Consider the following 22,860-nt stretch of genomic DNA (forward strand, 5'->3'; position numbering starts at 1 on the left):
ACACATCCGCAGAAAGCCCGTAACCCCCAAAGTTACGGGCCTCGCCTGTACGTGATTATTTCGCCGCCGCTTCCCAGACGACATGGGTCATGGCGCTGTCGCCGGGATCTTTTTTGATTACCGATGCGTCGCCGCCATTGAGCAATACCTCCACGGTGCGACGGTAAGCCGCAGGATCGAGGTAACCGATTTTCGGCGTGTTGGCGTTGGTTATCAGCCTGGCGACATTTTCCATCTGCCGTTGTTGGACTTCCTGCGTGGCAGAGCCGGACATATCTTCATTCACCACAATCTCGGCGGCCTCGGCTGGATTTTTTACCGCCTCATTCCAGCCTTTATAGGTTGCTTGCAGGAACTTCGCCATTTTCGCCACAAATGCCGGATCATTTAGGCTTGATTCCAGCACATACAAACCATCTTCCAGCGTCGATACGCCCTGATCCTCATACGGGAAGGAAATCAGTTCGTCCTGTTTCATACCCGCGTCAATCAACTGCCAGTATTCGTTGTAGTTCATGGTTGAAATACAGGCCGCCTGATTCTGCAACAGCGGATCAACGTTAAAACCCTGCTTCAGTACTTTGATATCCGTATCCGGCTTGTAGCCCAGTTTATGCATCCAGTTGAAGAAGGGATACTCGTTCCCGCCGAACCAGACGCCCAGTGTTTTTCCTTTAAAATCCGCTGGCGTTTTAATGCCGGTGGATTTACGGCAGGTCAGCATCATGCCGGAACGGTCGAATATCTGGGCGATATTCACCAGCGGCACCCCGGATTCCCGTGCCGCCAACGCATCCGGCATCCAGTTGACGATCACATCCGCCGATTTCCCGGCGATCACCTGCACCGGCGAAATGTCTGTGCCGCCGGGCCTGATGGTCACATCCAGCCCGGCATCCTTGTAGTAGCCCTTGGCCTGCGCGACGTAATAGCCCGCAAACTGCGCCTGTGGCAACCATTTCAGTTGCAAGGTGATTTTCTCGGCGGCCCAGGCGCCGCTGGTAAAGGAAAACGCCAGCGTTGCGGCGGCCACGATAAGGCATTTGCGGAAAGCGGAACGATCTCTCATCTGAGTATCCTCGAGGTAAAGTGGAACACACAACGACAAACGGACTACGACTCCCCGCGTACCGAGGGGTGCCAAAAATTCACTTTTTTCTCCAATCGCACCAGCAGCGCATAAAACACCGAGCCAACCACGGAGGCCACCACGATCGCCGCCCATACTGTGGACATATGCATACGCGCAGCTTCCGTCGAAATACGAAAGCCCAGCCCGGAGGTCGGAGAGCCAAAAAACTCGGCGACGATCGCGCTGATAAGCGCCAACGTGGAATTGACTTTCAATGCATTGAAAATAAAGGGCAGCGCTGCCGGGAGCCGCAATACCCACAGCGTTTTACGCGGCGTGGCGGCATAGCAATACATCAGTTCCCGTTCCAGCTTGCCGCTGGCCTGCAAGCCCGCCAACGTACTGACCAGAGCGGGGAAAAACGTCACCAGCACGATCACCGCCGCTTTGGAAGGCCAGTCAAAACCAAACCACATCACCGCAATCGGCGCGACGCCCACCAGCGGAATGGTGCTCGTCAGGTTAGCCAGCGGCAGCAGCCCGCGTTGCAGGAAAGGCAGCCGGTCAATCAGAATCCCCACCGCAATGCCCATACCGCTGCCCAGCAGATAGCCCACCAGCACCGATTTCAGTACCGTTTGTACCGAATCACCACTCAACGGCCCCCGGTTTTCGTACAGCGCCTGAACGATATCCCACGGCGCGGGCAGCAGCACCTGAGGGACGGCAAAGGCCGTCACCAGCAATTGCCAGAAATAGATCACCCATACGCCAAACAGGGTCGCCACCACGCCGGCAGGTAATTTACGGCTGTTGAACGTCGCCAGACGCTGTACGCTATGGCACGCCAATAGCCCCAAAGCCAAAATAGCCAACCAGTACGACGTATCGGCCTGCGCCATTACGTCAGGAAGCAGCAGCAGCCACGCCGCCGCCGCAATCAGGATCATCAGCAAAGCCAGATACCACGCTGACGATAACGGCAACATCGCCAGCAGCGTCGACCACAGCAGCAACAGTAAAACCGCCGTCACCGCGCTGTCAGCGCCGGTGAATACGTCGGGCAACGTCTGCCCCAGCCCCAGCAACGAGGTGATCAATGCCGCGACCAGGCCAATACCGCCGGGAACGAATTTACGCATCACTGCCCCCCTTTACGGCGCTTCATCACGACATATTCCGTCAGGCTGACCAACGCGGTCAGCAGCAGTCCCAGCAACGACGCCATCACCAGCGCAGACCAGATCTGAATGGTGTTGCCGTAGTATGATCCGGTCAGCAGGCGCGCGCCCAATCCCGCCTGCGCGCCTGTCGGCAGTTCCGCCACCATCGTGCCAACCAGTCCGCTGGCAATCGCCACACGAAACGCTGGAAATAAATAGGGCAGCGCGGATGGCAGCCTCACCATCCAGAAAGTATCAATACGGCTGGCGGCGTAGGTATACACTAACTCCATTTCCAGTTTCTGCGGCGAACGCAGTCCCTGCACGGTAGCGATCGTCACCGGAAAGAAACAGAGATACATGGCAATGGTGGCCTTCGGCAGCAGGCCGGTAATCCCCAAGCTGCCCAGGATCACCAGCACAATCGGCGCGATAGCCAGCACCGGCACCGTTTGTGACGCCACAATCCACGGCAACAAGGCTTTGTCCAGTGTGCGGGAGTGCACAATACAAATCGCCAGCAGCAGACCAAACACCACCCCCATCGCAAACCCCGTCAAGGCGGCGCTGGCCGTTACCCAGGTGTGCAATAGCAAATTACGGGGAGACGTGACCGGCCATTTGGTCAGGCTGGCCCAGATATCCGCCAGTATCTGGTGCGGCGTCGGCAGCACCGGACGCGTCATATTCAACGTGGAATAAAGCAGATCGCGCCATTTCCAGTCACCCTCAGGGGCCAGCGTGCGTTCAATCGCGCCCTGCGCATTCAGCCCGATCGCCAGCAGATACCAGCACGCCAGCGCGATGGCGATCACCACGCCAACGGGCAAGGCCCGGTAACGTAAGGCGTTACTGTTCATGGTGTCCCTCGATCAGCGCTTCACGCACATCTTGCGCCAGACGAATAAACGCCGGTGAGTCACGCAGAGATAAATCCCGCTGGTGAGGTAACGGCGAATCAATAACTTTGATAATACGACCGGGACGCGGCGACATAATGACAATACGGGTGGACAGATAAACCGCTTCGGCAATGGAGTGCGTCACAAACACCATCGTGCGCTGTTCGTGATACCAAAGTTGCTGCAACTGCTGATTCAGGTTATCGCGGGTCAACTCGTCCAGTGCGCCGAAAGGCTCGTCCATCATTAGGATTTTCGGTTCGAATCCCAGCGCCCTGGCGATGGAGGCCCGTTGCTGCATACCGCCCGACAATTGCCACGGATACTTTTTCTCGAAGCCGCTCAACCCGACGCGTGATAGTTGTTCACGGGCAATCTCTTCAATACGGGCGGGCATCATGCCCTGGATCTGCAACGGCAGCATGACGTTAGCCAGCACGGTACGCCACGGCAGCAACACCGGCGCCTGAAACACATAGCCGTAAGCGCGTTCCTGACGGGCTTGCGATGGCGTCATGTCATTAACCCAAACCTCGCCTGACGTAATCGATTCCAGATCGGCAATCACTCGCAGCAATGTCGTTTTGCCACAGCCGGACGGTCCGATAAAAGACACGAACTCCCCCTGACGGATGGTCAGATTCACCTCTTTCAGCGCGTGTACCGGCTGATCGGCGGCGGGATAGATAACATTGGCGTCACGTACAACGATTGCTGGTCTGGCGGTTGCCGGGGCTACTGTCGTCGTGATGAGAGAAGGCTCATCTGCATATATGAGTTGGCTCATACCGGTCTCCCCTGATGGCGGTTTCTGACTATTTTATTTCTGACTATCTGGTTAGGTTTCTGAACTGACTGATGCCATTTCCATGCCAACGTTTCTCTTTCTCCCGACCTTACGAACAGCACGGACTTTCACCCTGGTGTTGCGGCGCATATAAGCATATTTGGTGCAAATCGCCGCGCAATTGCCTCCATTTGTAGCAAGATGCATACAAAAAATGTATATTTGGTTTTACCGGGCGCGTGTTGCCACGGATGCTGGTTGGGTGAGATTGCAGGTGCGAGGTTCACGGTATCGCTATAGTGCGCCCGACAAGGCGTGTTCAATCGCCGCGACGCCTTAACCTGCCGTTTATCTCACCCAACACGTCATCAATGATCGCCAGCCCTTGATGTGCTTCATCCGCGGTCACGATACAAGGCGGAACCACATGCAGGCGGTTTTCCGCGATAAAGCCCAGCAATCCTTTCGCCAGCAACTGGGTTTTTATTTCCCCCATCACCGACGCGGGCAGCGGGGTTTTATTCACCGGGTCGGCAACCAGTTCCAGCGCATGGAATACGCCGAGACCACGAACATCGCCGACAATCTGATATTTTTCCCCCATCTTCTGTAAGCCATCCGCCAAAATGCCATTGCCAATCCGGGCGGCATTGTCGACGATTTTTTCCTCTTCCATCGCATCCAGCGTCGCGACGATGGCGGCCATCGCCAGCGGATGCCCGGAATAGGTCAGTCCGCCGGGGAACATGTGCGTATCGAAGTAATGGGCGATAGGCTCGGAAATCAGGACGCCGCCCGCCGGTACATAACCTGAGTTCACCCCTTTGGCGAACGTGATGAGATCCGGTTCAACGCCATACTGTTCAAAAGCGAACCAGGAACCGGTGCGCCCGAAACCGGCCATGACTTCATCCATAATCAGCATGATGCCAAACTCGTTAGCCAGCGCCTGCACGCCAGCCAGATAGCCTGTCGGCGGCACCAGAATACCGGCCGTACCCGGAATGGTTTCCAGTAGGATCGCGGCAATGGTATTCGGCCCCTCGCACTCGATAATGCGGCGCAGATGGTGCAATGCCGCCTGGCACTCTTCGGCCTCGGTGGTTGCCAGAAACTCGCTGCGGTACAGGTAAGGAGTGAAAAAATGCAGATGACCGCGCGAATATTCATTGGGCAACCGCCGCCAGTCGCCGGTGGCGCCGATCGCACTGCCGGTATTCCCGTGGTAGGAGCGGTAGCCGGACAGGATCTTCTCTTTGCCGGTAAACAGCCGCGCCATGCGGATGGCATTTTCATTGGCATCCGCGCCCGCATTGGTGAAAAACACCTTGTTGAATTTTTCGGGCGCTCGCGCCACGATACGTTTCGCCGCCTCGCCGCGCGCCAGATTAGCGGTTGCCGGTGCAATGGTCGCCAGTAAATCCGCCTGCGCCTTGATCGCCGCAACCACTTTCGGGTGACGAAAACCGATATTGGTGTTAACCAACTGGCTGCTGAAATCCAGCCAGGCGTTCCCGTCATAATCCCACAGCCGACATCCTTCTCCGCCAGCGACCACCAACGGATTCAATGCGCCCTGGGTCGACCAGGAATGAAAAACATACTGTCTGTCCAACTGACGGACATAATCATTAGACAATTCAGCTTCATTCTTCGATGTCATCTTTTCATCCTCAGCGTTTCATCGGCATATCGCGCACACTGGGTTGCAACAGCCGACAAATGCAGTGTGACGCCATACATACCCTTATCAATGTAGTGAAAATCAGACTAGAGACAAAAAAGACAACGGGGATAGAGCCAGATCGCGAATAACCATGTGCCAGTTGCGCCGGCGCCCGCTTTGTCCCATCCATTACGCGCAACTGGCCCTGTCGCGGACGACTATCCCTTCGTAAAGTTGGAAACCGTTTATCACGCTTAAAAGAGGATGTTTTCATGGGGAATATTGTATTTATCACCGGGGCGACGTCCGGTTTCGGCCACGCGGCGGCACGGCACTTTGCCGCCAATGGCTGGTCGCTGATCCTCTCCGGTCGGCGTGACGAGCGATTGAAAGCGCTGTCGGATGAGCTTTCGGCGCATGTACCCGTTCACTATTCAGTATTGGACGTGCGTGACGCGCAGGCCGTGCAGAACATGGTGGCAACCTTGCCTGAAGCATTCAGGGCGGTCAAAACGCTGGTGAACAATGCCGGACTCGCGTTATCCCCCCAGCCGGCTCAACAGGTTGAATTAGCCGACTGGCACACCATGATCGACACCAATATCACCGGGCTGGTGAATGTTACCCATGCTTTATTACCGACGCTGATCGCCACCGGAAAAGGCGCCAGCATCATCAATATCGGCTCAATCGCCGGACAGTGGCCATATCCGGGCAGCCATGTCTACGGCGCCTCAAAAGCGTTCGTCAAACAGTTCAGCTATAACCTGCGCTGTGATCTGCAAGGAACCGGCGTAAGGGTCACCGATCTGGCGCCCGGTATCGCCGAAACCGAATTTACGCTGGTGAGAACCAAAGGCGATCAAGCCGCATCCGATAACCTGTACCGCGGCACCACTCCGCTGACCGCCGAAGACATCGCCGCACAAATCTATACCGTGGCGACGTTGCCCGATCACATGAATATCAACCGGATAGAGGTTATGCCGGTGCGTCAGGCATGGTCGCCTTTCGCGATTGATCGTGACTAGCGTGACAGCACGCTGAAAACAAAAACAGAAAACCCACGCCCCGTTGAGGAAGCGTGGGTCAGAGACAACCTATCTATCAGTTGGCATGAAAGGATGAGGCGTCTTGTTCATCCTGATCGACCGCAAAACACGCGACTTTCTGTTCGCCGTAACGTTTCAACTGCGGCTGGAACTGCGTGCAGGTACTGAAGCAACGCTGGCAGCGCGCGTTAAACGCACAGCCCGGCGGTGGATTCAGCGGGCTGGGCAGTTCACCCGTCAGCTTGATGCGTTCACGGCGTAAATCCGGGTTCAGCCGTGGGGTGGCCGACAGCAGCGCCTGGGTATACGGGTGACGCGGGTTGTTAAAGATCGCGTCTTTACTGCCCTGCTCGACACAACGCCCCAGATACATCACCATCACTTCATCGGCGATATGCTCCACCACCGACAGATCATGAGAGATGAACACGTAGGACAGCCCCATATCCTGCTGTAAATCCATCATCAGGTTTAATACCTGAGCGCGTACCGATACATCCAGCGCGGAAACCGGTTCATCGGCAATCACCACATCCGGGTCCAGCATCAGCCCGCGGGCAATGGCGATACGCTGCCGCTGACCGCCGGAAAACATGTGCGGATAACGGTCGTAATGCTCGGTTTTCAACCCGACCTTCACCATCATCGCCAGCGCCTTTTCACGGCGTTCGGCTTTTGACAATGGGGTATTGATCAGCAGCGGCTCTTCCAGGATCTGGCCGACCTTCTTGCGCGGATTGAGCGATCCGTAAGGATTCTGAAACACGATCTGGATCTTCTGGCGACGTAACTTTTCCGCCGTTTGATCCGGCTTGAGCAGATCCTGTCCCTGATAGTAAAGCTCCCCGCCGGAAGGGATTTCGATCATGGTCAGCAAACGTCCCAGCGTGGACTTGCCGCAACCGGATTCGCCCACCACCGCCAGCGTTTTGCCGCGTTCCAGCGTGAATGACACGCCATCCAGCGCCTTGACCATACGCTCCGGCGCGAATAGCCCTTTTTTCACCGGATAATGTTTTTTCAAATCAATCGCATGCAGTAAATGCGGCTGCGATGTCACGTTCAGTTCGCTCATAGGGTTGGTCTCCCTGCATCATCCAGCGGTGTATGACATTTCACCTGACGGCCAGGAATATCCCGCAACTCAGGCTCTTCCTGGCGGCAACGGTCATGGGCGTAGGGACAGCGTAGATTCAACAGACAACCGTTCGGACGGTCATATTTCCCCGGCACCACACCCGGCAATGACGCCAGACGCGATTTATCCGCCGCGAATTCCGGCAACGCGCGCAGCAGCGCCTGGGTATACGGATGGCGCGGCGCGCGGAAAATATCCGCCGCCTTGCCGGATTCCACCACCTGACCGGCGTACATCACAATGATGTGGTGCGCCGCTTCCGCCACCAGCGCCAGATCGTGGGTAATCAGGATCAGCGCCATATTTTCGCGCTGTTGCAGTTCCAGCAACAACTCAATGATCTGCGCCTGAATAGTGACGTCCAGCGCGGTGGTCGGCTCATCGGCAATCAGCAGTTTTGGCCGGCAGGCGATCGCCATGGCAATCATCACGCGTTGGCTCATGCCGCCGGAAAGCTGGTGCGGATAGACATCCAGACGCGAGGCCGGATCGGGGATACCGACCAATGTCAGCAGGTCGATAGCGCGCTGACGACGGGTTTTCCGGTTGCCGCCCTGATGCACCTTGATGGCTTCCATAATCTGGAAACCGACGGTGTAACAGGGGTTCAGGCTGGTCATCGGGTCCTGAAAAATCATCGCTACTTCAGAACCGACCAGTTGACGCCGTTCTTTCTCGGAAATTCGTTTTAAATCGCGCTGATTAAATTCCAGCTTGTCGGCAATCACTTTGCCGGGGTAATCGATCAGTCCCATAATCGCCAGCGAACTGACCGATTTACCAGAACCGGATTCCCCGACAATGCCGACCACCTGTCCTTCTTCCACCTGATAACTGATACGATCGACCGCACGGAACGGCAGATCTTCGTTACCAAAGTGAACCGACAGTTTATCTACGTTGAGTAACGCCATCTCTCTACCTCTGTTACTGCTTGAGTTTGGGGTCGAGAGCATCACGCAAGCCGTCCCCCATCAGGTTAAACGCCAACACCGACAGCAAAATCGCCAGACCGGGGAAAGTCACCACCCACCAGGCGCTTTGCGCAAACTGCAAAACGTCGGACAGCATGGTGCCCCACTCTGGCGTTGGCGGCTGTGCGCCCATACCGAGGAAACCCAAAGCAGCCATATCAAGAATGGCGTTGGAAAAACCAAGCGACGCCTGGACAATCAAAGGCGCCAGGCAATTGGGAAGAATGTTGACGAACATCTGCCGGATCGCCCCGGCGCCCGCCACGCGCGAAGCCGTAACATAATCGCGGTTGACCTCTACCAGCACCGAGGCGCGCGTCAGACGGACATAGTGCGGCAAGGCCACAAAAGTCAGCGCCAGCGATGCGTTCACAATCGACGGTCCGAACACGGCAACCAGCACCAGCGCCAACAGCAGGCTCGGCAACGCCAACATGATATCGACGACACGCATGATGATGGCATCAATCACGCCGCCGAAATAGCCGGCCAGCAGACCGAAGATCACGCCCAGCACCAGCGAAAGCGCCACCACCAGACAGCCCACCAGCAACGACAGGCGCGCGCCGTACATCAGACGGGACAAGACATCCCGCCCGACATCATCCGTACCCAGAATAAACCGCCAGCTTCCGCCTTCCTGCCAGACTGGAGGATGCAGCAGGGCATCGCGGAACTGCTCGGCGGGCGCGTGCGGTGCCAGTACATTGGCGCCAACGGCGATAATCAGCATCAGCATGACATAAACCATGCCGACCACCGCCCCTTTGTTACGCTTGAAATAGTGCCAGAACTCCTGTACCGGGGTCATTGGCTTGGGCGCACTATTTACAACAGGTTCAGTGACTTGTGTCATTTCAGCCTTCCCCTTATTTCTTGTGACGGATGCGCGGATTAACCACGCCGTAGAGCACATCCACCAGCAGGTTCACCAGAATGATCATGGTCGCCACCAGCAACACGCCCCCTTGCACCACCGGATAATCCCGACGCTGCAAAGCGTCGATCAGCCAGCGGCCCAGCCCCGGCCAGGAAAAGATGGTTTCCGTCAATATGGCGCCAGCCAGCAGGGTGCCGACCTGCAATCCAATTACGGTCACCACCGGCAACATGGCATTATGCAGCGCATGTACCACAATCACGCGTAGACGGCTTAATCCTTTGGCGCGCGCAGTACGAATGTAGTCCTCTCCCAGCACTTCCAGCATGGCGGAGCGCGTCATGCGCACAATCACCGCCAGCGGGATCGTCCCCAGCACCACGGCAGGCAGGATCATGTGTTCGATGGCGTCAATAAAGTCGCCCGGTTCGCCCCAAAACAAGGTATCGATGATCATAAATCCGGTAAGCGGTATACTTTCATCAAGAAAAACCGTATCGCTGATCCGGCCTGAGACGGGCGTCAAGTCAAGATGAACGGAAACCAGCATGATCAACATCATGCCCCACCAGAAAATGGGCATCGAATAGCCGGTCAGCGCCAGCCCGACAGAGGTATGATCGAAAATCGAACCGCGTTTTACCGCCGCCAGCACACCGACCGGGATGCCGACGATAACGGCAAAAATCATCGCACAGACGCCCAGTTCCAGCGTCGCTTTAAAACGGGGAACGAACTCCTCCCAGACCGGGATGCGGCTCTTGATTGAAATCCCCAGATCGCCTTGCAACACGCCGCCGATATAGTGGAAGTATTGCTCCCAAAGCGGCTTGTCCAGCCCCATTTCGGCCAACAATTGTGCGTGGCGCTCTGCGGAAATACCGCGTTCACCCGCCATAATCATCACCGGATCGCCCGGAATCATGTGCACAAAAGCGAAGGTCAGTAAGGTGATACCGATAAACGTTGGGATAACCAGCCCCAAACGCCGGAGTATGAACTGCAACATATTCCAAACTCTCTGTTGATGCCCGACGGCTCATTGGCGTCCAGGCTTATCATTGCTCACAATTAAAAAGTCGCCAGGCGCGATGTTAAACGTCGCGTGCGACGGCCCGCAGGGGGACGGGCAGAAAGCCCGTCATAAAATTTAACGGGCAAGAAACCCCGCCCCACGCTTCCTCTGTCGAGAAACCGCAAGGTTGGGGTTTTCAATGTCCATGAAAATCAGTGACTGAATTAATCCAATGTGACGTTGTTGAAACTATGCACGCCGCGTGGCTGAATCACATAGCCTTTGACGTTTTTACGAATCGGCTCATACACCGTGGAGTGCGCGACAATCAATGCCGGCGCCTGCTCATGCATCACAACCTGAGACTGTTTGTACAACTCGATACGTTTCTCATGATCGGAGGTGGAACGCGCCGGCTGGATCAGATCTTCAAACGGCTTGTAACACCATTTAGAATAGTTGGAACCATTTTTCGCCGCATCACAGCTAAACAATGTGGCGAAGAAGTTATCCGGGTCCCCGTTATCGCCTGTCCAGCCCATCAATACCGTCTGGTGTTCGCCGTCTTTGGCGCGCTTGAGATATTCGCCCCACTCGTAGGTCACAATCTTGGCTTTAACGCCGATTTTCGCCCAGTCTGACTGGATCATTTCAGCCATACGGCGGGCATTCGGGTTATAGGGACGCTGTACCGGCATCGCCCACAGATCGATAGAGAAACCGTCTGGCACACCTGCTTCTTTCAGCAGGGCTTTGGCTTTTTCCGGATCGTATTCGTAATCCTTGATGTCGTCATTATAGCCCCACATGGTCGGTGGGATCAGGTTTTTCGCGGTCTGCCCGGCGCCCTGATAAACCGCATCGATAATGGCGGATTTGTTGACCGAATAGTTCAGCGCCTGACGCACTTTCACGTCATCCAGCGGTTTTTTCTCAACGTTATAAGCAAGATAGCCCACGTTCAGGCCCGGTTTCTCCAACAACGTAATGTTCTTGTCTTCTTTCATGCGGGCAAGATCGGCCGGATTCGGATAGGGCATTACCTGGCATTCATTTTTTTGCAGCTTGGCGTAACGCACGGAGGCGTCCGGAGTGATGGAGAAGACCAGACGATCAATACCCGGCTTGGCGCCCCAGAAGCCGTCAAAAGCTTTATACAGAATACGGGAATCTTTCTGGTACTGTTGCAACTGGAACGGCCCCGTACCGATCGGGTTCAGATCGATTTTCTCCGGTGTACCGGCTTTCAGCATGTTGTCGCCATATTCAGCCGACATGATCGACGCAAAGTCCATGGCGAGATCCGCCAGAAACGGCGCTTCGGAACGCGTCAGTTGGAAACGGACGGTATAGTCATCCACCTTCTCGATTTTACTGATCAACTCCGGCATCCCCATACCTTGATAGTATTCATAGCTGCCGCCGGAAACTTTGTGGTATGGGTGATTGGCATCCTGCTGACGCATAAAGGAGAAAATCACATCATCAGCATTGAACTCGCGGGAAGGTTTGAAATCTTTATTATCTTGCCACTTCACGCCTTTACGCAGATAGAAGGTATAGGTTTTCCCATCTTCGCTAACCTCCCATTTTTCCGCCAGACCCGGCTCAAGATCGGTGGTGCCGTCTTTGAATTCAATCAGACGGTTATAAATAGGAATAGAACTGGCATCAAACGTGGTGCCAGAGGTAAACAGTTGAGGGTTGAATCCTTCGGGAGAACCTTCTGAACAATAGACGAGAGTTTTGGCCTGCAACCCTGCAGCGACAGACATTGCCAGCAGACCAAGGCCGAGTTTCAGTACCCTTGATTTAACCAGGGAATTTGCCATTACTTGTGCTCCACTGTGGATGATGTTGTGTGTTCATTTGGTCAGACCTGTATTTTTAAGTGCTTCGGTCCGTACCCTGTTGCCCGCAGGCATGATTAAAATAATTGAGGAGGCTTGCTACAGTGCGCATAAAGCATATGGCCGCCTATATATCGTATGATTCCTACAGGCCGCTTTATACCGTCCGCGGCTTCCCCCTTTAATAACGCCCTCAATTTGTCAACAGATCACCGGGACGTCAATATAAGCCGTAGGGATTTACAATCCCAAACCCAATCCGAGATAAAAATAAAATTCATTTTTTAAAAAACAGTAATACTTATGTATCAGGTTAATTCGAAAAACCAGTTAAAAACACTATAAAATCATCAACAGGAAGAAATTATCACCATTAAAAAAACTATAGTAATAACCACTCATCCGTCCAAGATATGAGCACTATTTTTTGTTTAAAAGGTTAACGACGGGTAATAATCCTGTCAAAGAATAAGTAAAACTGATATCGATTTGACCTATCATAAGCGTAAGCCTGACTATCTACGCTTCAAAAAAAAACTATCGCCGGGTGGATGACGAGCATAGAAAAACCTTGCCGCCGCCTGCGGTAAGGGGATTATTTGGCGATCTGAAAGGTGGAAATGCGTCGTTCGCTCAAACAGGCAGACGACAGTGACAGGTTTATGCGGAGCGACAATCCACGTCCAAATCGGTTGCCGACAAATGTGTAATTCATAATCTATTGAGAATATTCATATAATTCACACCAAAAATAAACTAAAAACATACTTATGAAATTATTATCACCAATAAGTAAATGGCTTATTTACTTCTTCTTATAAAGTGGTATTTTTAATTCATCCCATCTTTTTTTTTCCCGCTAATATCCTTGTTTAACTCCTCCGTAAATTAATTTAATTACGAAAAAAGAATATAAGTTACTTAAAGTGGAGTTGCTGATAACTTCACAAATCATGAAATAACATATTATTTTTAACATTCGCTCATGCTAAATTACCGCTAATAAAAATATGCAATGAAATAATCCATACCATTTTATGTTTTTGTTAATTATTGATAAAAAACAAAAGAATGGCTTTCTTACTTTTCCAAAAATAGACACAGGATTTCCTGTACCGTACTGTCCTAGCAGGGTGAAGACAATGAAAAAAACCGAAACAGATATTCTATGCGACAAGAATATGCCCATAGATTCTTCGCTATCCACCTCATTCATGGATACTATTTTAAAAAAGAAAATAGGATCTGTCCCTGTCCTCCTTTTTATTGCTATTGCCGTAATTGTCGCCGTCTCCGCCTATGCGGGTTTTCTGCCTAGAAATATGATTGGCGGTTTCGCCGTTATCATGACCATGGGTTTTTTACTGGCGCATGTCGGGCAAAATATTCCGGTATTTAAAGATATTGGCGGTCCGGCAATTCTCTGCCTGATGGTGCCGTCCATTATGGTATATTTTGATTTATTCAACGACAACACCATGAAGACAGTACACCTGCTGATGAAAGAGGCGAATTTCCTCTACTTCGTCATCGCCTGTCTGGTAGTCGGCAGTATTCTGGGCATGAACCGCAAGATACTGATTCAGGGGATGATTCGCATGTTCGTTCCCCTGGTTATCGGTACGATAACCGCAGTGACGACCGGCTTACTAATCGGCAAACTGTGCGGCTACAGCTTTTATCACACCTTCTTCTTCATTATCGTGCCAATCATCGGCGGCGGTATCGGCGAGGGCATTCTGCCTTTATCATTGGCCTATTCAGCTATTCTGGGACAAAGCCCGGATGTTTATGTCGCGCAGCTTGCCCCGGCAGCCGTTGTCGGCAACATCTTCGCCATTCTGTGCGCAGGGGTACTGTCTCGCCTCGGCATGCGTCGTAAAGATTTGAACGGGGAAGGCCGTCTGGTACGCAGCGATGAAGACAACGCCATGTTCGCCATTAATGAAGCGCCAAAACCAGTGGATTTCCATTTGATGGGCGGTGGACTGCTGATGATCTGCGCCTTCTTTATCGTCGGTGGGCTGCTTGAGCATGTGGTGAAAATTCCAGGACCGGTACTGATGATTCTGATTGCCGTATTCTGCAAATATGGCCGCGTTATCCCCGCCATAATGGAAACCGGCGCCCACAGCGTTTACAAGTTTGTTTCCAGTTCGCTGGTGTGGCCGCTGATGATCGGGTTAGGCATGTTGTATATCCCGTTGGAAAGCGTGGTTGCGGTATTCTCGGTCGGTTATGTGATCGTCTGCGGCTCGGTTGTGTTGTCGATGGCGGTGGTCAGCTTCCTGATCGCGCCGCGCCTGAATATGTATCCGATTGAAGCCTCAATCGTGACAACCTGTCACAGCGGGCTGGGTGGAACCGGCGATGTTGCGATTCTGTCAGCGTCCAACCGTATGTCTTTGATGCCGTTCGCGCAGATCGCGACCCGTATCGGCGGTGCATCAACGGTAATTGGCGCGACACTGCTGCTGGGCTGGTTGATGTAATGTTCTGATAGAACATTTGTTCATACACCTTTACTCATACAGAAAAAAGCGCCCCGGCAAACTGTTGCCGGGGCGCTTTTTATGACCATAATCCATCACCAGAATGATGCCAGACTCACTCGCAATACTGGCGCAACGCATCCTGTTTCTCTGGCAATAGGCGGTAGAGATACACTGGCCGGCCCGTGGAACCATAGAGGATATTGGTGGCAAGAATACCGGTCTCAGCCAGATAGATTAGATACTTACGGCACGACACGCGTGAGATGCCGATGGCATTCGCCAACATTTCCGTTGAAAATTCAGCCCCCTGATTACCTTCAATCCACTCGCACACAGTGCGCAGCGTTAAACTGGTCAGTCCTTTAGGCAACTTCTTACGCTCAGTGGCCGAAGTGCTGCTGGTACGACGAATAAGGTGATCGATATCAGACTGCGCCACAAAATCGCGATGTTTTAGCAAATTCGCTTCTTCACGGTAGGCCGTCAATGCCTGCTCAAAACGCGAAAACTGGAAAGGTTTAATCAGATAATCCACCACGCCGTAATGCAGCGCTTTTTTGATAGTGTAAACGTCGCTGGCAGAAGAAATAATAATCACATCCGTTTTTTCGCTAAATTCCCGGATGGTCGGCAACAAGTCCAGACCGTTATCCTGCTGCATATAGATATCCAGCAACACCAGGTCGATTTCGGAGTTGGTTTGCATCAGAAGATTTCTCGCCTGCTGCAATGTAGGTACTGTCGCATAGCAGCTAAATCCAGAAACCTGATTCAGATAAGATTTATTTAGCTCTGCAACCATGGCATCGTCATCAACAATCAGTACATTAATCATGGTCAAACAGCCTTGCTTGATAGGGAATAATAACGAAAAACTGGGTATATACCTCAGGTTCCGACTCAAAATCGATTTGGCCGCCAATCTTCTCCAGACTCTGTTTGGTCAGATACAGGCCAATGCCGCGTCCACTGCCTTTGGTGGAAAAACCATGCTCATAAATACGTTCCTGATCCGCCAGCGCAATTCCAGGTCCATCATCACCAACCGTAACATGTAAACGTCCATCCTGATGATGGAAACTGACGCTGATTTCGCAATTTTCCTGGCCGTTTATGGCGTCCATGGCGTTTTCAATCAGGTTGCCCAGCACAGTAATCAATTCATTGGTTGCATCGACGTCATCCGTGTCCGGCAGCAGACTTTTTTCACTGATGGATAACGTAATGCCAAGATCACGCGCTCGGTTAATTTTACCCAATAAGAAACCAGCTATCACCGGCGATTTCACTTTACGGATAATCGAGCCAATTTCCGCCTGATAATTATTGGCGGTTTTCAAAATATAATCCTCCAGTTGAGAATAATATTTTAAATGCAGCATCCCCAATATGACGTGCAGTTTATTCATGAATTCATGCGACTGCGCTCTCAACGCATCCGCATAGTAGGACATACCGGTCAAACGTTGCAGTAACTGACTGATTTCCGTTTTATCACGAAATGTGGCGATAGCCCCGATCATATCGCCTTTGACAAACACCGGCACGGTATTGGTCAACAACAGGTGGCCGTTAAAGTTGATTTCTTCATCTCGCAACGGGATGCCGCTCTCCAGAACTTGTTTCAGATGCAAGTGGTCCAGCGACTGCTCACTGATGAACTCTACCGAATTATCCTGATTATCCTGACGGAATAATCGTCTGGCCTCATCATTAATGACAGTAATGCGCCCCTGCTCATCCACGGCAATCACCCCTTCCTTGATATGCTTGAGCATGGCATTACGTTGCTCAAACAGGTTGGATATTTCGTAGGGCTCAAAACCCAGCATAATCCGTTTGAGCACCTTCACCAACATCAATGTCCCCAACCAACCAACCAGCGCCCCGGCAAGGATAGCCCAGGGGATCATCCAACGGTTTTCGCTGATAACTTTTTGCACGCTGGTCAACGCAATACCCAGCGCGATCACGCCTACCTGTCGGTTATTGCTGTCAAAAACCGGTGTAAAAACCCTTAATGCCGGATCAAGCGTGCCGCGATTGATTGAGGAGTGTTCCATCCCCAGCAGTGCGGGATAAATGTCACGGCCCGCAAAATATTCACCAATTCTGTCGGGTTCCGGGTGACTATGGCGAACGGTATTCATATCGGTGACGGTCACAAAGAGCAACTGGTTGCGGCGTCGAACCATCTCCGCCTCCCTCTGAACCGCTTCTGGATCACCTATCCCTTTCAATTCATTGATGACCGCTGGAGACGAGGCAAGCGTTCGGGCAATCGAGAAGGCTTTTTCCCGCAGATGATCTTCTGATAATTGATTGATACGAAAAAATAATAAGGAATACACTACCAACAGTACGGCGCCAAGCACAACAGAAACCATCAGAAACACCGATGTACCTAATTTCAACGGTGTTTTTTTCTTGCTCATGTCGCTCTCCCGAATAACCATCATTACACCGTTATTTTATACTGTTTCATCACTTTCCGCGTGTTGGGATAAACGCGCTCACCACAGGTGGCCGAACGCGTCATAGTAGGAGGGGAATTGAATAAAATTGACGTCAAATACGCTACCTGGCCTTACCAGAAGCCAAGCAGTTTCCACCACACAGAGCCCACACCCAGCCAGATGGGAATAATGACCAGGCTGACAGAGAAACCAATTTTCCACCAGGTGCTCAACGGCATGTAACCACAGCCGAACAGAATCGGCGCCGGTCCGCTGGAATAGTGGGTCGTGGACATAAACAGGTTACTGAAGATACCGAAAACCAGCACAGTCAGCATCGGGGGCGCGCCTGCCGCCAGTGCTATGGAAACAAAAATCGCATACATCGCACTAATGTGGGCAATCGCACTCGCCATCAGGTAGTGGCTATAGTAATAAACCAGCAGCAACAGACCGAGCATCGGCAGCCAGTGCATACCGCTCACTGCATTACCCGCCAGACCGCCCATCCAGGAAATCAGGCCCATTTTGTTAAGCTGTCCCGCCAGCGTCATCAATACCGCAAACCAGACAACGGTATGCCACGCTTCTTTCTCACTGACCACATCATCCCAGGTCAATGCGCGGCTGAGCAACAGCACGCTCAGACCCGCCAGCGCCGTCAGGGTGGCGTCAATGTTCAGCGTAGAGCCCAGCACCCAGAACGTGACCAGACCAAAGAAAACGCCCAGTACAATCCATTCATTGCGGCTCATTGGCCCCATTTCACGCAGCCTTTCGACTGCAATTGCGCGCATTTCCGAGGTTTTTTTCAGTTCCGGCGGATAAAAACGGTAGATCAGATAAGGGATCAGCGCCAGCGACAGGAAGCCCGGCAACAAGGTAGCCAACGCCCAGTCGGTCCAACTGATGTTAATACCAAACTGGGAAGCGAGCTTGGCGACCATCGGGTTACCCGCCATGGACGTCATAAACATTGCCGACGTCACGGCATTACACTGGAAAATCGACTGCACCAGGAAAGCACCGATACGGCGTTGCGTACCTTTTTCCGGCGTTGAGTCATACGCTTCAGAAATAGAGCGGAACAACGGCGTGATAATCCCTCCGCAGCGGGCAGAGGTGGACGGCATGGCTGGCGCGAACAATAAATCGGTGAACACCAGACCATAGGCCAGCCCCAGCGAACTATTACCCAGCTTGCTGATAAACAGCAGACCGATACGTCGGCCAAAACCGGTTTTAATGAATCCGCGGGAAATAAAGAACGCACAGGCAATCATCCAGATGGTCGGGTCGCTGAATCCGGCCAAAACTTCTTTAATGGATAACAGACCTAATATTGCGACAGACGTCAGGCTGAACATCGCCATAGCGCCAAGAGGATACGGAGAGAGGATCAGGCCGACCACGGTGGCGATGAAAATCGCCATTAAGTGCCAGGCATCGGGTTTGACCCCCTCAGGAACCGGAAGTAACCATAACCCACCGGCAATACAGACGATAATCAGGAGCTTTAGCAACCTGCTACTATTTGCAGACATAAGAACACCACTCTTCATTAAAACGAAATCGTTAATTCACAACGGATGTCCCGCGCGGAGGAGTTGGTGTTTCTTTTCTTCTTCCTTCATCACCCTGCAAGTTAATGTGGCATTAACAAGCACAACAGGAAACATCTGTGGAAAAAAAAGACGAGAAAATAATTAGGTCAGGGTGCTTTTCTCGCCCCATCAAACCGAATAACTAATGAAAAGATAATATTATAAAGCGACCTGGAAGAAGCGTTACTTTAGTTACTAAATGTAATTATTAATTTGTTTATCAAATTTTTTTAATACAAGGAAGGAACAAAAAAACCTTTAAATTCAATAATAATCAACAATAAAAAAACATAAAATTAACGAGCGCTCTTCTTTCGAACTCATCATTAAAACCTTATTTACAGTGTGGTTTTAATATTCCTTTTTATAGGCAACCAGTTATATGGCTTAATTTATTTTTAGCACAATATTCTCATTAAAAAAATAATTAAGGCGATTTATTTACCTCTTCTGATTCGTTTTATTTTTTAGCCTGTCGATAACATTTAAGCACATTTTTTAAGCAGTATTTTTCAACCCCTGGAGCGTGAGTTACATCGCCCAGAACAGAACGGCCAGTAATTGAGGCGACATAATGCGTAAAAACATCGCCAACGGGTAAACAGTGGCATAGGAAAGCGCAGCGGCGCCACTGGTCGCATGGAGTCCATTCGCAAACGCCAGCGCGGGCGGATCCGTCATTGAGCCAGCCAACATACCGCATAGCGTCAAATAATTCATCTTGCCCAACATCCGCGCCAGGATGCCGACAATCAGCAATGGAATGATGGTGATCAACGCGCCGTAACCAATCCACCACAGCCCATCGCCATACAACAGGGTATCAATAAAGCCCGCACCGGATTTCAGCCCGACCACCGACAGAAACAGCACGATCCCCAGTTCACGCAACGCGAGGTTCGCGCTGGGGGGCATAAACCAATATAGTTTGCCGATACCGCCAATCCGCCCCAGAATCAGCGCCACCACCAACGGTCCGCCCGCCAGTCCCAACTTTAACGCGACAGGAAAGCCTGGAATAAACAGCGGAATCGACCCCAACAGAACCCCCAGACCGATCCCGATGAATACCGGCAACATCTGTACTTGCTGGAGTTTCTGCTGCGCGTTCCCCACGATATCCGCCACGATATCAATGGAAGATTGGCGTCCGACCAGATTAAGGATGTCGCCGAATTGCAGACTGACATTGTTACTGGCAACCAGTTCGACACCGGCGCGATTCAGGCGGGAAATAACCACATCGTAGTTTTTCTTCAGGTTCAATTCCCGAATTTTGCGCCCCAGCACCTTTTCATTGGTCACCACCACCCGCTCGACATGCAAATCAGTGCCACGAGTCGATAGCGATGTATCCACTTCCTGGCCGATCACCAGCCGTGCCTGTTCCAGATCGTTTTTCGTCCCCACTAGATACAAATAGTCACCCAATTGAATAACCGTCATGGGGGAAGGCACCATCATTTCATCGCCACGTTTGAGGCGAGAGCAAACTATCGTGTCATGATTCAGAATAGGCACATCCTGAATCGCCAACCCCTGTAAATTGGTGTTGGTCACCGACACGTTAATTGTATGCAGTTGCTCATGTTGTTGCCCGTAATGGCTTTCAAACTGTTTCGCCTCTGTCTCAATCACCACACGAAACAACACACGCAGCACCCACATCATCAGTAAAATACCGCAGATCCCCAGCGGATAAGCCATGGCGTAGCCCATCCCCATCAGGTTAATCATCGCACCATCGGAACCGAGATCGGTCAGGATTTGCTGCCCGGCGCCGAGAGAGGGCGTATTGGTTACGGCGCCGGAAAAAATCCCAAGAATAATAGGCAAAGGAACATCGAAAATTTTATGAATGGCGACGGTTACCGCGCAGCCGATAAATACCGTAAGAATGGCAAAGGCGTTGAGACGCAAACCAGAAACACGCAAGGATGAGAAGAACCCCGGACCGACCTGAATACCGATGGAATACACAAACAGGATTAACCCAAACTCCTGAATGAAATGCAGCATATCGCTATTCAAACTAAGCTGATAACTCTGAGCGACATGCCCGATAATAATCCCGCCGAACAAGACGCCGCCAATCCCTAAACCGATACCATAAATCCGCCAGTTACCAATCCATAAGCCCAAAACCGCCACCAGCGCCAACATACTCACGGTAAGCGCGATATCACTCATACCTTGTATCCTTATTGTAAGGATTTATCTGCCCGGGAAATGAGCAAAAGCAGACCACTCGTTTGAGTATAGGCTTTTACTGTTATTGATTCTGGCAGAACGATTCGGGGAGAAACGTGGCGGGCAGCACAAAAAATTTCCAGGGGAAATTTTTAACGTCGCTTTTGGCGGGCAAAGATAGCCCCCAATAAAAATACCCGCGGCCTGGCTAAACCGCGGGTACAACCAACAAAACCGGCATCACTTACGCGCCATCAGACCGCGACTTTCGGTAAAGCCCGGCGCAAACCGTCAGCTTACCCGTTAGATTCACTCTCTGCGGGAGACTGGGTTAATACCGGCTGGCTAGCGCCAATCGCAATCCGCTGCGGTTGCAGCGCCTCCGGCACTTCACGCACCAGATCAATATGCAACAAGCCGTGTTCGAAATGTGCTTCAAAGACATGCAAATGCTCTGCAAGCGTAAAACTCAGGGAGAAAGGTTTAAACACCAACCCCTGATGCAGGTATTGCACTTCTTTTTCCGTCGGTGTCGGGTTGCCTTTTACCGTCAGGCGCGGCCCCTCCACCTCGATATCCAGTTCGCTTTGCTGAAATCCGGCTAAAGCGAGGGTGATGCGATAGTGGTTATCGTCTTTTTTCTCAATGTTATACGGCGGGAACTCAATGGGTTCCTGACCGCCCATCGAACTGGCTAATTTGTCAAAACCGATCCACTGACGCAGCAGAGGTGATAAATCATAGTTACGCATAATGTTTACTCCTTCTATGAAGCGAGACAATCTCTCCCAGTCACGGCAAGGCGTGTCTGTGTTCGTCCCCATTCGGCGGACGAGAGAGGTTTATTCATTCAGGCGCCGTCCGTCACAATTGACCGCAGGTCAACGTCGGTTATTTGATGTCAATCCGACGCGGCTTCATGGCTTCCGGCACGATACGTTCCAGATCGATATACAGCAGGCCGTTTTGCAAATTGGCGCCTTTCACCTGGATATGCTCAGCCAACTGGAACTTGCGTTCAAAATTGCGCTCGGCAATGCCTTGATACAGGTAGTTGCGGGCCGCTTGTTCACCGGCATGCGCGCCTTTCACGATCAGCATGTTGTCGTGAGCGGTGATATCCAGTTCCTGTTCGGCAAAACCAGCCACAGCAATGGCGATGCGGTATTGGTTTTCATCAACCAATTCGACGTTGTACGGGGGATAACCGCCATTACTTTGGGCCTGACCGCTTTCCAACAGATTAAACAGGCGATCAAAACCGATAGCGGAACGATAAAGCGGAGAAAAATCAGGATTACGCATAAAACAGCCTCCTAAAATATTCAGCGAGGATTAACTATCAACCTTCCCTCAGGACAGGTTCACCGCCAGAACAGATACCCTTACGGCATATCCCTTTCGTCCGGCTTGTTATCAATATGGTGACCCTTCTCAGACTTTCAATTGCCTGAAAAGAAAAATTCGTGCTTTTCAGGCAAAATTCACGCATAAAACAGGTGTTATCACATACACTCAATGAGTGACAGACAAGATGCGTTCGCATAATCACTGAATCGCGCTTATCCGATCTTCAGGCAAGGCAAGTGCACGGACATTTGAGGGATGACAGGTAT

The 22,860-nt window shown here is 51.9% G+C and carries 18 protein-coding genes; 2 read left to right on the plus strand and 16 right to left on the minus strand.

Going from position 1 to position 22,860, the window contains the following annotated elements; translation table 11 throughout:
- Positions 1-55: 55 nt before the first annotated feature.
- The 5 genes from DES54_RS05755 to DES54_RS05775 all read right to left on the minus strand — a co-directional run bounded on the left by DES54_RS05755 (position 56) and on the right by DES54_RS05775 (position 5,587).
- A complete protein-coding gene (locus tag DES54_RS05755) occupies positions 56-1,069 on the minus strand; it encodes an ABC transporter substrate-binding protein (protein WP_205680181.1) in 1,014 nt (337 codons plus the stop codon).
- Positions 1,070-1,113: 44 nt separating this feature from the next.
- Positions 1,114-2,214 carry an ABC transporter permease gene (locus DES54_RS05760; RefSeq protein WP_113865636.1) on the minus strand — a complete coding sequence of 367 codons (1,101 nt, stop codon included), beginning with the start codon at positions 2,212-2,214 and terminating at the stop codon, positions 1,114-1,116.
- Positions 2,214-3,095 (minus strand): ABC transporter permease, encoded by an 882-nt coding sequence (locus DES54_RS05765; protein ID WP_113865637.1) that lies wholly within the window; start codon positions 3,093-3,095, stop codon positions 2,214-2,216. Before DES54_RS05765 ends, DES54_RS05760 begins: the two co-directional genes overlap by 1 nt.
- Positions 3,085-3,924 carry an ABC transporter ATP-binding protein gene (locus DES54_RS05770; protein ID WP_113865638.1) on the minus strand — a complete coding sequence of 280 codons (840 nt, stop codon included), beginning with the start codon at positions 3,922-3,924 and terminating at the stop codon, positions 3,085-3,087. Before DES54_RS05770 ends, DES54_RS05765 begins: the two co-directional genes overlap by 11 nt.
- Positions 3,925-4,243: 319 nt before the next feature.
- Entirely contained in the window at positions 4,244-5,587 is a 1,344-nt protein-coding gene (locus DES54_RS05775; protein WP_113865639.1) for an aspartate aminotransferase family protein, read from the minus strand.
- 275 nt (positions 5,588-5,862) lie between these two features.
- Here DES54_RS05775 and DES54_RS05780 point away from each other — a divergent pair, with 275 nt between their 5' ends.
- Entirely contained in the window at positions 5,863-6,621 is a 759-nt protein-coding gene (locus DES54_RS05780) for an SDR family NAD(P)-dependent oxidoreductase (RefSeq protein WP_113865640.1), read from the plus strand.
- Positions 6,622-6,697: 76 nt separating this feature from the next.
- Here DES54_RS05780 and dppF read toward each other — a convergent pair whose 3' ends face one another.
- From dppF to dppA, 5 genes are all read right to left on the minus strand, one after another.
- Complete coding sequence (gene dppF / locus DES54_RS05785) at positions 6,698-7,717, minus strand: dipeptide ABC transporter ATP-binding subunit DppF (RefSeq protein WP_113865641.1); 1,020 nt, start codon at positions 7,715-7,717, stop codon at positions 6,698-6,700.
- Complete coding sequence (gene dppD / locus DES54_RS05790; protein WP_113865642.1) at positions 7,714-8,694, minus strand: dipeptide ABC transporter ATP-binding protein; 981 nt, start codon at positions 8,692-8,694, stop codon at positions 7,714-7,716. Before dppD ends, dppF begins: the two co-directional genes overlap by 4 nt.
- Positions 8,695-8,707: 13 nt before the next feature.
- Positions 8,708-9,610: a dipeptide ABC transporter permease DppC gene (dppC, locus tag DES54_RS05795; RefSeq protein WP_113865643.1), complete on the minus strand. Its 903-nt coding sequence runs from the start codon at positions 9,608-9,610 to the stop codon at positions 8,708-8,710.
- Positions 9,611-9,623: 13 nt separating this feature from the next.
- Positions 9,624-10,643: a dipeptide ABC transporter permease DppB gene (dppB, locus tag DES54_RS05800; protein ID WP_113865644.1), complete on the minus strand. Its 1,020-nt coding sequence runs from the start codon at positions 10,641-10,643 to the stop codon at positions 9,624-9,626.
- A 230-nt stretch (positions 10,644-10,873) separates the two neighbouring features.
- The gene (dppA, locus tag DES54_RS05805; protein WP_113865645.1) at positions 10,874-12,481 is read right to left on the minus strand and encodes a dipeptide ABC transporter periplasmic-binding protein DppA; all 1,608 of its coding nucleotides are present in this window, start codon (positions 12,479-12,481) and stop codon (positions 10,874-10,876) included.
- A 1,160-nt stretch (positions 12,482-13,641) separates the two neighbouring features.
- Here dppA and DES54_RS05810 point away from each other — a divergent pair.
- Positions 13,642-14,991 carry a 2-hydroxycarboxylate transporter family protein gene (locus DES54_RS05810; protein WP_113865646.1) on the plus strand — a complete coding sequence of 450 codons (1,350 nt, stop codon included), beginning with the start codon at positions 13,642-13,644 and terminating at the stop codon, positions 14,989-14,991.
- 115 nt (positions 14,992-15,106) lie between these two features.
- Here DES54_RS05810 and dcuR read toward each other — a convergent pair whose 3' ends face one another.
- The 6 genes from dcuR to ibpA form a co-directional block, all read right to left on the minus strand.
- Positions 15,107-15,829 (minus strand): two-component system response regulator DcuR, encoded by a 723-nt coding sequence (dcuR, locus tag DES54_RS05815; RefSeq protein WP_113865647.1) that lies wholly within the window; start codon positions 15,827-15,829, stop codon positions 15,107-15,109.
- Complete coding sequence (locus DES54_RS05820) at positions 15,822-17,429, minus strand: sensor histidine kinase (RefSeq protein ID WP_113865679.1); 1,608 nt, start codon at positions 17,427-17,429, stop codon at positions 15,822-15,824. The genes dcuR and DES54_RS05820 overlap by 8 nt, the downstream gene beginning before the upstream one ends.
- A gap of 152 nt (positions 17,430-17,581) precedes the next feature.
- Positions 17,582-18,994 (minus strand): anion permease, encoded by a 1,413-nt coding sequence (locus tag DES54_RS05825; protein ID WP_113865648.1) that lies wholly within the window; start codon positions 18,992-18,994, stop codon positions 17,582-17,584.
- A 591-nt stretch (positions 18,995-19,585) separates the two neighbouring features.
- Positions 19,586-21,244: a putative transporter gene (locus DES54_RS05830; RefSeq protein ID WP_113865649.1), complete on the minus strand. Its 1,659-nt coding sequence runs from the start codon at positions 21,242-21,244 to the stop codon at positions 19,586-19,588.
- 296 nt (positions 21,245-21,540) lie between these two features.
- Positions 21,541-21,996: a small heat shock chaperone IbpB gene (ibpB, locus tag DES54_RS05835; RefSeq protein ID WP_113865650.1), complete on the minus strand. Its 456-nt coding sequence runs from the start codon at positions 21,994-21,996 to the stop codon at positions 21,541-21,543.
- Between the two features lie 139 nt (positions 21,997-22,135).
- Positions 22,136-22,549 (minus strand): small heat shock chaperone IbpA, encoded by a 414-nt coding sequence (ibpA, locus tag DES54_RS05840; RefSeq protein WP_113865651.1) that lies wholly within the window; start codon positions 22,547-22,549, stop codon positions 22,136-22,138.
- Between the last annotated feature and the right edge of the window lie 311 nt (positions 22,550-22,860).

This window comes from Brenneria salicis ATCC 15712 = DSM 30166 (assembly GCF_003315515.1).
Classification (GTDB): Bacteria; Pseudomonadota; Gammaproteobacteria; order Enterobacterales; family Enterobacteriaceae; genus Brenneria; species Brenneria salicis.